The organism is Cupriavidus gilardii (assembly GCF_013314895.1).
In the GTDB taxonomy this organism is placed as follows: Bacteria; Pseudomonadota; Gammaproteobacteria; order Burkholderiales; family Burkholderiaceae; genus Cupriavidus; species Cupriavidus gilardii_C.
The window spans coordinates 79,713-91,390 of record NZ_JABTYE010000017.1 but is presented as its reverse complement, the minus strand read 5'-3'; the positions used below and the strand labels follow the sequence as shown (position 1 = coordinate 91,390).

General features: G+C 63.7%; 10 protein-coding genes. 7 read left to right on the top strand and 3 right to left on the bottom strand.

The features are described from left to right. Positions 1-441: 441 nt before the first annotated feature. From HTY53_RS17190 to HTY53_RS17160, 7 genes are all read left to right on the top strand, one after another. The gene (locus tag HTY53_RS17190; protein WP_116359815.1) at positions 442-660 is read left to right on the top strand and encodes a hypothetical protein; all 219 of its coding nucleotides are present in this window, start codon (positions 442-444) and stop codon (positions 658-660) included. A 601-nt stretch (positions 661-1,261) separates the two neighbouring features. Continuing rightward, entirely contained in the window at positions 1,262-1,459 is a 198-nt protein-coding gene (locus tag HTY53_RS17185) for a hypothetical protein (RefSeq protein ID WP_053821766.1), read from the top strand. Between the two features lie 160 nt (positions 1,460-1,619). After that, entirely contained in the window at positions 1,620-2,018 is a 399-nt protein-coding gene (locus tag HTY53_RS17180; RefSeq protein WP_116359814.1) for a copper resistance protein, read from the top strand. 73 nt (positions 2,019-2,091) lie between these two features. Next, positions 2,092-3,399: a TolC family protein gene (locus HTY53_RS17175; RefSeq protein WP_116359813.1), complete on the top strand. Its 1,308-nt coding sequence runs from the start codon at positions 2,092-2,094 to the stop codon at positions 3,397-3,399. Further along, a complete protein-coding gene (locus HTY53_RS17170; RefSeq protein ID WP_053821765.1) occupies positions 3,396-4,964 on the top strand; it encodes an efflux RND transporter periplasmic adaptor subunit in 1,569 nt (522 codons plus the stop codon). Before HTY53_RS17175 ends, HTY53_RS17170 begins: the two co-directional genes overlap by 4 nt. Then, positions 4,961-8,131: an efflux RND transporter permease subunit gene (locus tag HTY53_RS17165; RefSeq protein WP_116359812.1), complete on the top strand. Its 3,171-nt coding sequence runs from the start codon at positions 4,961-4,963 to the stop codon at positions 8,129-8,131. The genes HTY53_RS17170 and HTY53_RS17165 overlap by 4 nt, the downstream gene beginning before the upstream one ends. Continuing rightward, positions 8,128-8,466, top strand: coding sequence for a copper-binding protein (locus HTY53_RS17160; RefSeq protein ID WP_053821763.1), 339 nt, complete (start codon positions 8,128-8,130; stop codon positions 8,464-8,466). The genes HTY53_RS17165 and HTY53_RS17160 overlap by 4 nt, the downstream gene beginning before the upstream one ends. A gap of 711 nt (positions 8,467-9,177) precedes the next feature. On the opposite strand, the gene tnpC is transcribed toward HTY53_RS17160, so the two are convergent. From tnpC to tnpA, 3 genes are read right to left on the bottom strand one after another with little or no spacing between them, the layout of a single operon-like run. Next, the gene (tnpC, locus tag HTY53_RS17155; protein ID WP_034021473.1) at positions 9,178-10,767 is read right to left on the bottom strand and encodes an IS66 family transposase; all 1,590 of its coding nucleotides are present in this window, start codon (positions 10,765-10,767) and stop codon (positions 9,178-9,180) included. Between the two features lie 31 nt (positions 10,768-10,798). Beyond that, complete coding sequence (gene tnpB / locus HTY53_RS17150; RefSeq protein WP_017514072.1) at positions 10,799-11,149, bottom strand: IS66 family insertion sequence element accessory protein TnpB; 351 nt, start codon at positions 11,147-11,149, stop codon at positions 10,799-10,801. After that, positions 11,149-11,613, bottom strand: a complete 465-nt coding sequence (gene tnpA / locus HTY53_RS17145; RefSeq protein WP_017514071.1) for an IS66-like element accessory protein TnpA — start codon at positions 11,611-11,613, stop codon at positions 11,149-11,151. Before tnpA ends, tnpB begins: the two co-directional genes overlap by 1 nt. Positions 11,614-11,678 lie beyond the last annotated feature (65 nt).

Genomic DNA, 11,678 nt, shown 5'->3' with positions numbered 1-11,678 from the left:
ATGCGTGTCTTATTACTCATTACCGTCATGTTGTCCGGGTGCGCGACCGTCGCTGAACGTACCGCGCACGCCGAGCGCGATATGGAGACCTCATTACGCGTTGAGGGGCCTGCTTGCGAAAAGCTCGGCTATCAGAAAGACTCGGATCCGTGGCGTGACTGCGTGTTACGCCTCAGTGCCGGAAGTGGACCGTGTATGCATCGACGGTTTTGAAACGCATGCGCCGCGAATGCCGGGGCGATTCACGGCGGGTTCGCTCTCTACACCAGCCTGACGCCTAGCGCCTGCGCATGGGTGGCGCTTACCGGTCGTCTTCAATCGACGCGCGACGCCAGCCTACGCACTGCTTGACCTTACCCCCGTGGGAAGGTCCATAGTGCAAATGAGGACGGCATCGCGGCGATCACGCCTTGGCCGAACCACGCATCCAGCGGGGAATGCATGACGACTGCAACGCCAACGTTATTTGATGACGTGTTCGCCGCGTTCCGTCTGGCATGCGCACAGCAGCAGTACGGCGTGGCCGAGCACCTCCTGGCTGCCCTGGAACAATTGGCCGGCGACAAGCATCGCATGCTCGACGAGGTCTACCTGTCGTTCGCGTCGAACTGCCCTGCGGGCAGCGCCATGTCGGACTCAACCGTGTCTCGCGCAAGATGAAGTTCCATACTCAATATGGTTCCCGCGACGGCGCTACCGCACGTCGGCTCGGAGGGGCCCAATGTGTAAGCCCATGAATCGCCTTTGGCGTCTCGTCGTGCTGCTGACCCTGGCGCTGGCTTTGCCCCTGCGGGCTCAGGCCGGGCCGTTGGACAGCTGCTGTATCGCTGGCATCGCTCAAATGCCAGCACACATACCTGCTCAAGCGGCGCAAGCCAGTGTCGAGAGCGGCAGTCCCCATGACTGCGTCAGTCAATTCAGTTGCGCCGATGACCGACATGTCAGCGGCCCATCTCGTCTTCCCTGCACGATTTCCGCTTGTGCAATCCTCGCGGGCACGCCGTTGGCCACCGCCGCCGCCACGGATGCATGGACCAGCGTGTTGGTCGCGCATCCGGAGTTCGCATATCGCTCCGTCGTTCCGCCTCGCCTCGAGCGCCCGCCCAAACGGTTCTGTCTGTAGGGCGGTCCCGCACGGCAGGGTGCCGCACTGGGTGCCATCGCACCAACGTGCTCCTGTCTGATTTCGACATTTGCAGTGTCGCCTGCCGCTCGCTGGTGGGTTTAGGCGGCGCGCTGCATACCCAGAACGAGGAACATCATGAAATTCTTTCTTCACGCGCTAGGGGGCGCCGTCGCCCTGGGGCTCTCGCTGTCAGCGGTCGCCGGTCCGGACTGGTATGTGATCGAAAAGGCTCGTAATGCCAAGCGGGCTGAGGCGCAACAACAAAAACAGCAGACGGAGGACCACGCGGCGATGATGCAAAAGTGCCGCGAAATGTTGGGGCAGCCCAAGTAACCGAGCCTGGAAACCGGCGAGCTAGTTTGCGTGGCTCGCCGGAACGCTCCCCGGATGGGCTACCCCGTCTGCATTTGATCTGCGGCAAACGGCCGCGAGGGCAAAGTGCCGAAAGCGGCCAAACGCTGCTACCATTCGGCTCAAATCGGACATCTTCAACGTGCGTACCCGTTTTCGCCGGCTTTGGCTTGCCGCCTTCCTGCTGAGTACATTCCTGACAGTTCAGCTGGCAGCGGCCGCCTACGCCTGCGCGGGCAGCCGGTATTCGATGGACGGCATGGCGGACATGGCCGGGATGACGGAGTCCTGTCCCGAGATGACGCAGAAGGCCGAAGCGCCGGCTGCCCATGATGGCTTGTGCCTGGAGCACTGCCAGCTTGGCTCCAAGTCGGCCGACCACCCCAGCCCGCAGATTCCTGCGTTCCAGCCCGTGCTTGTCAATCTGGTTGAGCCGGCGATGGTGCCGATATTCGTCAGCCAGCGAGCGGTCTACGCCGACGCGGTGCCGCGCGCGCCCCCTCGCCCCCTGCCCATTCTCCACTGCTGTTTCCGAAACTAGCCTCCGAAGCAATGCTTGCTATCGTGCCCTGAAACCATGGTGTTCAGGGTGGTCGTTGCTTAGCGGAGGCTTTATGCATTTGCGTTTTCCCTTTGCGTATGGGTGCCATCTGACGCTCGCCCTTACGCTGTTCGCCGCTGCCCATCCCGGATGGGCGCAACCCGCGGCCGCACTCTCCTTGCAGGAAGCCGTGGCGCTCGCGTCTTCCCACTCGACGGATGCCGAAACATCGCACTCGGCGGTCCAGTCCGCCATCGAGATGGCGGTGGCTGGCCGGCAGTTACCTGACCCAGTCCTGAAGGTTGGCGTCAATAACGTGCCGGCGAACGGACCCGACCGGTTTTCCCTCGGCACGGAATCGATGACGATGCGCTCGATCAGCCTGATGCAGGAGTTCACGCGATCGGCCAAGCGTGAGGCTCGCGCCCAGCGCTTCGAAGCCGAGGCGTCTTCGGCAGAGGCCCAGCGTACGGCGGCGCTGGCGACGGTGCAGCGCGGCGCCGCGACGGCCTGGCTGGACCGCTGGAACGCCGAACGTGCCTACAGCGTGCTCAATGAGCAAGCGCAATCCATCAAGCTGATGGTAGACGCGGCGCAGGCCGCCTATCGCGGCAACCGCGGCTCCCGTGCCGACATCCTGGCCGCCGAACTGGAGCTCCGTCAACTGCAAGATCGCGAAGACGAGGCCCGCGCCGCACTGGTATCAGCCCGAGCGATGCTGCGACGCTGGGTGGGCGAGGCTGCAGAACTTCCCCTGGCCGAACCCCCTGGCTTTGAGGCGCCGGCCTGGCTCAATACCTTGGATGCCGGCGGCGTGGCGCAACTGCCGGAGGTGGCGGCGGCCGAGGCACAGGTTGGCGTCGCCGAGGCGGAAAGCCGGGTCGCTCGGGAGAACAAGATCCCGGATGTGAGCGTGGAACTGATGTACAGCCAGCGCGGCCCCGCCTACTCCAACATGGTTTCGCTCAACGTCTCACTGCCGCTTCCCTGGGACCAGAAGCATCGCCAGGATCGGGAACTGGCCGCAAAGCTTGCGCAGGCCGACGCCGCGCGCGCGCAAGCCGAAGTCGTACGCCGCGGCTTGCTCGGGCAGTTGCGCGGCAAGCAGGCAGAGCTGGCGCTCAGCCAGGCGCGGCTCGAGCGCTATCGGAGCACCACGGTGCCGCTGGCCAAGGCACAGACCGAAGCGGCCCTGACTGCCTATCGAGCGGGTGCCGGCACCCTGACCGCCGTGGCCGATGCCAGCCGCAAGGCGCTCAATATTTCGCTTGAGCGCCTCAAACTTGAGGCCGCCACCGCCCGACTCTGGGCGGACCTGACCTTCCTGATGCCGTTACCCACCGCAGTCCAGCCCACGTCACTGCAAGGAGCTCAACCATGAACAAGACCACGATTGCACGGACGGTGGCAGGCCTGATGGTGGTGGCAAGCGTTGGGGCTGCCTATTACCTCGGTCAACAGCAAGGGCGCCAGCAGTCGCCCGCGTCGGCAACCTCTGGCAGCAGCGCCAGCGGTGCCGCCCTCAAGGCTGGGGACATTGACCCGAAAACTGGCAAGCGCATTCTCTACTGGCACGACCCGATGGTGCCCGGACAGCGCTTTGACAAGCCGGGCAAGTCGCCGTACATGGATATGCCGTTGTCGCCGGTGTACGAAGAAGCCAGCGGCGGCGCGGCCGTCACCATCGACAGCCGCGTGACACAGAACCTTGGCATCCGCACGATCGAGGTGAAGACCGGCCGACTCGAGGCCGCACTTCAAGTGCCGGGCAATGTCGCGTTCAATGAACGCAGCATCGAAGTGCTGCAGGCCCGCACCAGCGGATTCGTGGAGCACGCGTACGCTCGGACCACCCTCGATCCGGTCAGCAAAGGTCAAGCGTTGGCGCAAATCTATGCGCCGGAATGGGTCGCGGCGCAGGAGGAATATCTGGCCGTGAGCCGGATGGACGGCAGCCTCCAGCGCGAGCTGCGCGAGGCCGCCATTGCGCGCATGCGTCAGGTGGGCATGACCGAGAGTCATATCCGGTTGGTGCAGTCCACCGGCAAACTGCAGCCGCGGCTGACGGTCACCAGTTCGGTCGACGGCATCGTCACCGAAATCGGTGCGCGCGATGGCATGACGGTTTCGCCGGGAACGACCCTGTTTCGCATTGCGAGCCTAGCAACCGTTTGGGTGATCGCCGAGGTGCCTGAGAGTCAGGCCGCCCCGTTGCGGCCCGGCCAGACCGTGTCGGCCACCGCGGCAGCCTTGCCCGGCCAGACGCTGTCGGGCAAGGTCGACGCCATCCTGCCAGATATCAGCGCCGGTACCCGCACGGTCAAGGTGCGCATCGAATTGCAGAACAAGGCCCGTCAGCTCTTGCCCGGCATGTTTGTCTCGGTGCGCTTTGACGCCGCTCCTGGGCCGGATCGCCTGCTCGTGCCCACCGAGGCGCTGATCCGTACCGGCACACGCACGGTCGCGATGGTGGCATCCGGCCAGGGCGGGTTCAGCCCCGTGGAGGTCAAGACCGGCGCGGCTGCAGGCGGCCAAACCGAAGTCATTGAGGGCCTCAAAGCGGGCCAGAAGGTGGTCGTGTCCGGACAGTTCCTGATCGACTCGGAGGCGAGCCTGCGCGGCACCGCGCAGCGCATGACCGCGCCCACGGCCGCCTCTGCAGCCGGCGCGTCGGCGCCTGGCGCCGCTGCAGCGCCCGGGCCGGAACATCAAGGCGTCGGCCGGATCGAGACCGTCACCGAGCAGAGCATGACGATCTCCCATGGCCCCATTCCGTCGGCGCAGTGGGGCGCCATGACGATGGAGTTTGCCGCGCCGCCAGCCGGCATGCCCAAGGGATTCAAGCCAGGGGATCAGGTCCGGTTCCGCTTCGGACTGGACAAGGACGGCGTGGCGACCCTGTCCGCGGTCGAGTCGGCCGCCGCCGTTGCAGGAGCGAAGCCATGATTGCCCGGCTCATCCTCGCCTCCATCCGCAATCGCTTCCTGGTGCTGCTCGCCACGGTCATGGTGACCGCCTGGGGGCTTTGGGCGGTACAGAGTACGCCGCTTGACGCGCTGCCAGACCTGTCCGACGTGCAAGTGATCATCCGCACGCCCTTCCCTGGCCAGGCGCCGCAGATCGTGGAAAACCAGGTGACCTATCCGCTCACCACGACCATGCTATCGGTGCCCGGCGCCAAGACCGTGCGCGGCTACTCGTTCTTCGGTGACTCCTATGTCTATGTGCTGTTCGAAGACGGCACGGACCTGTACTGGGCGCGCTCGCGCGTGCTCGAGTACCTGAATCAGGTGCAGTCGCGGCTGCCGGCGGCAGCCAAGCCCGCGCTCGGTCCCGATGCAACCGGCGTCGGCTGGATCTATGAGTATGCCTTGGTGGACAAGACCGGCCAGCATGACCTCAGCCAGCTACGGGGGCTGCAGGACTGGTTCCTGCGCTTCGAGCTCAAGTCCCTGCCCAACGTCGCCGAAGTGGCCTCGCTCGGCGGCATGGTCAAGCAATACCAGATCGTGCTGATGCCGGATCGACTGCGCGCCTATAACCTATCGCAGGCCAAGGTGCTGGCAGCGCTCAAGGGCGCCAACCAGGAAACCGGCGGCTCGGTGCTGGAGTTGGGCGAAGCGGAGTACATGGTGCGGGCGACCGGCTATCTGAAAACGCTGGACGACTTTCGCCAGATTCCGCTGGTCACCAGCGACGCCGGCATCCCGGTACGGCTGGGTGACGTTGCCACTGTGCAGCTCGGCCCCGAGATGCGGCGTGGCATTGCCGAGCTGAATGGCCAGGGCGAAGTGGCCGGCGGCGTCATCGTGCTGCGCTCGGGCAAGAACGCCCTGGAGACCATTGAAGCGGTCAAGGCCAAGCTCGCCACCCTACAGAAGAGCCTGCCCAAGGGCGTCGAGATCGTTACGACGTACGACCGCTCGGCACTGATCAAGCGGGCGGTGGCCAATCTCACCACCAAGCTGATCGAGGAATTTGCGGTCGTGGCGCTGGTCTGCCTGGTGTTCCTGTTTCACCTGCGCTCGGCGCTGGTGGCCATCGTCTCGCTACCGCTGGGCGTGCTGGCCGCCTTCCTGGTGATGCGCTACCAGGGCGTCAATGCCAACATCATGTCGCTGGGTGGGATTGCCATCGCCATCGGCGCGATGGTCGATGCCGCGGTGGTCATGATCGAGAACGCGCACAAGCATCTCGAGCACTGGCATGCCGACAATCCGCAGCGCGAACTCAGCGCCCATGAACACTGGCGCGTCATCGGCAAATCTGCCGCCGAGGTTGGGCCGGCCCTGTTCTTCTCGCTGCTGATCATCACGTTGTCGTTCATTCCGGTGTTCACGCTGGAGGCGCAGGAGGGCCGGCTCTTCTCGCCGCTGGCCTTCACCAAGACCTATTCCATGGCAGCCGCTGCCGGATTGTCCGTCACCTTGGTACCGGTGCTGATGGGTTACATGATCCGCGGAAAAATTCCGTCGGAGCAGGCCAATCCGCTCAATCGCTGGCTGATTCGCGGCTACCAGCCATTGCTCGGCAAGGTGCTCACGTATCCGAAGACCACGCTGGCGATCGCCGCCGTGCTGCTGATCGCCACCGCGTGGCCCATTATGCGCATTGGCGGCGAATTCATGCCGCCCCTGGATGAAGGCGATCTGCTCTACATGCCCTCTGCGTTGTCGGGCCTTTCCGCAGGCAAGGCCTCCCAGCTCCTGCAGCAGACTGATCGGCTCATCAAGACAGTGCCAGAGGTCGCGACGGTGTACGGCAAGGCGGGCCGCGCCGATACCGCCACCGATCCGGCGCCGATCGAGATGTTCGAGACCACCGTCCAGTTCAAGCCCAAGGACCAATGGCGTGCCGGCATGACCACCGACAAGCTGGTGGAGGAGCTCGATCGGGTCGTCAGGGTGCCAGGGCTGTCCAACATCTGGGTGCCACCGATCCGCAACCGCATCGACATGCTCGCCACCGGCATCAAAAGCCCGGTGGGGATCAAGGTCGCCGGTACGGACCTGAAGGAAATCGATCGACTGGCCACGCGCATCGAGGAGGCCGTCAAGTCGGTTCCCGGAGTCACCTCCGCGCTGGCCGAGCGGCTCACTGGCGGGCGGTACATCGACGTCGATATCGACCGGGCGGCTGCGGGCCGGTATGGCCTGAACATTGACGACGTTCAGGCGATCGTCTCGTCGGCCATCGGTGGCGAAAACGTCGGCGAAGTGGTCGACGGGCTTGCGCGCTTTCCGATCAATGTCAGGTATCCGCGCGACTATCGGGACTCCATCGAGCAACTGCGCAGACTACCGATCGTGACCGACAAGGGGCTGCAAATCACGCTGGCCGACGTTGCGCGCATCCAGGTTGTGCAAGGGCCGCCCATGTTGCGCAGTGAAAATGCGCGGCTCTCCGGGTGGATCTACGTCGACATTCGCGGCAGGGACCTGCGCTCTGCCGTGCAAGACATGCAGGTGGCAGTCGCCAGAGCCGTCCCGATGCCAGCCGGGTACTCCCTGAGCTGGTCGGGACAATTCGAGTATCTCGAGCGCGCCACCGCGAAGCTGAAGGTAGTGGTCCCGTTCACCCTGCTGATCATCTTCGTCTTGCTCTACCTGGTATTCGGCCGGCTGGATGAGGCGCTGCTCATCATGGGCACTCTACCGCTGGCCTTAATCGGCGGCTTCTGGCTACTCTATCTGCTGGGATACAACCTGTCGGTGGCCGGGATTGTCGGCTTCATTGCACTGGCCGGGGTCGCTGCGGAATTCGGCGTCATCATGCTGCTCTATCTGAAGCATGCCTGGCAGGAACGGCTCGAGGATGGGCAAAACAGTCTTGCGGCCCTGCTCGATGCCATCCAGGAAGGCGCCGTGCTGCGTGTGCGCCCGAAAGCGATGACCGTAGCTGTAATTCTGGCCGGCCTGCTTCCGATCATGTGGTCGCACGGAACCGGCTCAGAAGTGATGCAGCGCATCGCTGCACCGATGGTCGGCGGCATGGTGACGGCGCCGCTGCTGTCCATGTTTGTGGTCCCGGCGGTGTATCTGCTGCTACGCCGCCGTCAGATCAAGCAGGCTTCCCTTTCCCCCAACCTCACACCTCAGGAGGAATCACAATGAAACACCTCAAGACCCTCGCCGCCGCCCTGGCCATCATTGCCGCGCCGGCCGTGTTCGCCGCGGGTTCGATGGACGGCATGGACATGAAGGCGCCCGCCGCCTCGCAACAGGCAGCTCGGCCGGTGCCCGCAGAAATCAAGAAGATTGATGCGCAAACCGGGAAGGTCACGCTCAAGCACGGCCCGATCGAGAATCTGGGCATGCCCGGCATGACCATGGTGTTCCCGGTCAAGGATCGCGCCTCGCTTGGCAAGTTCAAGGAAGGCGATGCCGTGTCGGTGACATTCGACAAGGTGGATGGCGCGCCGACGGTCGTGGATATGCAGCGCAAGTAATCGCCCCATGCGCGCACGGGTTCGCCGCCGGCGGCCGTGCGCGTCACGGCATGGCCTAGCAACGTCACGCTGGCAGCCATGGGCGCCACTGCGCAACGATCCTGGCAAGCCAACTCCGAATCGAATCAGACCGTGCGCCACAACCCTTTTGATCTGCCCCACGATGTCCTCGTCGTCGTCCTGAGCTCACTGGCCATCCTCCTTTGTATGCTCGGACTGTTTGCTTGGTATCTGCGACGACGGCACGGCCCCCGGCGAATTCGCGACCAGCATGGCACGGTCTCGCGCAAGCGCACCAGGAAGTCGAGCAGACGGAGCAAATAGCGGTCGGAAAGGGGGCGTCCACTGGTTACCTCCTTGCAATGGCTCGCACGGCTGGGGGCTTCCATTCCGGTGCCCAGGCGCCGCTACGTTGCTTACCCGGACTAGCAACAGCTCAGACCGCCCATCATGCGCTGATGCATCAAAAGCATCCCTACCACACCAAGGATGGCAATCACGCCGACGGCGGCGCACACAATCAAGATGACTTTCCAAATTGACGATTTGTTCATACTCTCGCTCCTAGCGGCCTGTGTACGCTTTCGCGCCAATTGATGTGCCGCACCTGGTGCTGATCGTCGCCCCTGATTTCCTTGACAAGGATCTTTTGTATGACTGTTTGGTAAGCGGTCTTTTGAGGGCGTCCCTTGCGGCCGCCGGCGGTATCCGCTAGGCGTCTGAGGACTTGAGCGTCCAGGGCAGCAGAGCCTCGTAGTCGTCGGCGGTCTGTGCGTGTGGCAACGCCTTGAACAAGGCAACGAGATACTGATACGGATCGACGTCGTTGGCCTTGCAGGTTTCCACCAGTGAGTAAAGACTTGCGCTGGCGTTGGCACCGGCCACGGTGTCGCAGAAGAGGAAGTTTCTCCGTCCGATCACGAATGGCCTAATCGCGTTCTCGCAGGGATTGTTCGAGATCGGCCAAGTTCCGTTCTCGATGTAGCGCACGAGCTTTGGCCACTGCCCATGCAGGTAGTGCAGCGCCTTGCCGAACAGGCTTTGCGGCAGTACGGTATGCAGGTGTTGCAGCAGCATCGTTTCGATCTCGGCCAGCAGCGGCTGGCTTTGTTCGGCGCGAACTTGCTGCCGTTGTTCCGGCCTCATCTCGAGCGTGTGGCGTTCGATGGCAAACAGCTTGCCGATGCGCTGCAGGAATCCGGTGACCGTGTGGTCGGCGCGCTTGTCCTTGGGCAAGGCTTGCTCCGCCTCGACCAGGTAGCGCCGCGCGTGCGCCCAGCATCCGAGGTGCACCAACTGATAGGTGTTTGCGACGTCGTCGTATGGTGCATAGCCGTCGGTCATCAACACCGACCCAGGCTTGATGCCGGCATAGAGAGCCGTAGCCTGCTTTGTCTCGCGTGTGGGGCTATAGGCAAACAACCGTACCGGCGGGCCCGTGCCATTCATCTGCGCCCATAGGAAGCTCTTTCTCTGGGCAGGCCTGCCGGACTCCTTGAGCACCTGTACCGTTGTCTCATCACCGTACACGACGTCTGCTTCCAGCAGATGGTCACGCAGCAGGTTGATGATTGGCTGCACCGCTTGGCCTACTCGCACTATGCTTGCGGCCAGGGTGCCGCGAGAGAGGTCCCCGCCGAAGCGATGCAGCAGCGCTGCCTGGCGGTACAGCGGCAGGCCATCCTGATACTTCGAGGTGATGCACCAGGCCAGCGCCGATTCGGTAAGGAGTCCCTTGGGAATAATGCGTGCCGGTGCCGGCGTCGTCTTGATGCCGCCGTCGCAGCATGGGCAGGCGTACTTGACCCGCTGGTGCTGGATCACGCGGACCTGTTGCGGCACGATGTCGAGCTGTTCGCTGACCTCAACGGCAATCTCGACCAGAGTCTGGCCATCGAGGGGGCAGACGCGTTCCGATTCGGGTAGTTCGTGACGAACCTCGACACGGGGCAGCGCCGGGTCGAGCGGCTTACGGCCACGCTTCTTGCGTGTGTGCCCGGCCACTTCGGTCTCGGGCGTACCTTCTTCTTCCTGCGCCGGCTGCGCGGCCGCTGCCGCCATGGCTTCGGCCTCATTGAGGAACAAGTCCTTCTGCTCCGAGCCTCGCGCCTCGCTCTTGGCGGCGAACAGCTTACGCTGGAACGCCTTGAGCTGTTCCAAGAGCAGGTCTCGCTGGACCGTCATCACACGCAGCTCGCCCTTGATTGCCTCGCGTTCCGCGAGTATTGCCTTGAGCTCGCGCTCGGCGTCTCGCAACAGTTGCAGCTCGGCGGCGGTAACGGTGACGGGCGTGGATGGCATGGCGGGTTAGACCGCTGCCGCCAAGCAGCGTTCACGCAGCGCGATGGTATTCTCGGTGCGGGTGCCGGCGCATCGCCTCGATGTCGATTCCCTCGAGCAGCCAGTGCAACTGTTCGACCGTCAGCGTGGCCACCGACGCCTCGCGTGGCCAAGCAAACCGGTCCGCCTCCAATCGCTTCAACAGTAGCCAGAAGCCGTTGCGATCCCAGCCGAGAATCTTGATGCGATCGGCCCGCTGGTTGCGGAACACAAATACAGCAGATGCAAACGGATCCAGCCCGAGCGCCTGCTCGACCAGCAGTGCCAGGCCGTTGATGTTCTTACGGAAGTCCACAGCGTCGCGATGCAGGTACACCCGCAGCCCAGCGTCGAGGCGGAACATCAATGGCCTCCATTCAGGGCTTCGATCATTGCCCTTACGAGCGCCACGTGTCGCTCGTCGCATTCGAGCTCGAGTGATACCCCGTTGGGTAGCTTCGCGCTCAAGAGTGCCAGCGGTAGCGCTCGCTGCGGTGGCGAATCGGCAGTCGCTGAGGCCGCTTCGCGGCGAGGCACCACGACCTTTGCAGGTGTCTCGATCGGCCGCGAATCCAGAACCTCCTGGACAACCGGCACGAATGCCGGCAATGCACCTCGCGCCTGCGCTGAATCTCGGTACTCCCGAATCCATTTGCGCAACTGATTAGCGTTGATGCCAGCCTTGAGAGCCGTGCCCGAAACCGATGCTCCCGATTGAAGGCAGAACTCAATCAGACGCCGCTTGGCCGCTGGCTCGTAGTCGCGCTTCCCATTGGAGCGGACTCGCACCGCCTGCAGCGGAAATAGGTCAATCTCGTCTTGGATCATGTTTGCGTCCGCAAAGTCTTTGCGGACGCAAGCCTGCCAACGTTCAGCCTTCAATACCAGACGTC

What these genes read in the sequence shown, in the direction of transcription:
- HTY53_RS17190 (WP_116359815.1), top strand. Translation starts at nt 442, where the DNA reads ATGACGACTGCAACGCCAACGTTATTTGATGACGTGTTCGCCGCGTTC.
- HTY53_RS17185 (WP_053821766.1), top strand. Translation starts at nt 1,262, where the DNA reads ATGAAATTCTTTCTTCACGCGCTAGGGGGCGCCGTCGCCCTGGGGCTC.
- HTY53_RS17175 (WP_116359813.1), top strand. Translation starts at nt 2,092, where the DNA reads ATGCATTTGCGTTTTCCCTTTGCGTATGGGTGCCATCTGACGCTCGCC.
- HTY53_RS17170 (WP_053821765.1), top strand. Translation starts at nt 3,396, where the DNA reads ATGAACAAGACCACGATTGCACGGACGGTGGCAGGCCTGATGGTGGTG.
- HTY53_RS17165 (WP_116359812.1), top strand. Translation starts at nt 4,961, where the DNA reads ATGATTGCCCGGCTCATCCTCGCCTCCATCCGCAATCGCTTCCTGGTG.
- HTY53_RS17160 (WP_053821763.1), top strand. Translation starts at nt 8,128, where the DNA reads ATGAAACACCTCAAGACCCTCGCCGCCGCCCTGGCCATCATTGCCGCG.
- tnpC (WP_034021473.1), bottom strand. Translation starts at nt 10,767, where the DNA reads ATGCCATCCACGCCCGTCACCGTTACCGCCGCCGAGCTGCAACTGTTG.
- tnpB (WP_017514072.1), bottom strand. Translation starts at nt 11,149, where the DNA reads ATGTTCCGCCTCGACGCTGGGCTGCGGGTGTACCTGCATCGCGACGCT.
- tnpA (WP_017514071.1), bottom strand. Translation starts at nt 11,613, where the DNA reads ATGATCCAAGACGAGATTGACCTATTTCCGCTGCAGGCGGTGCGAGTC.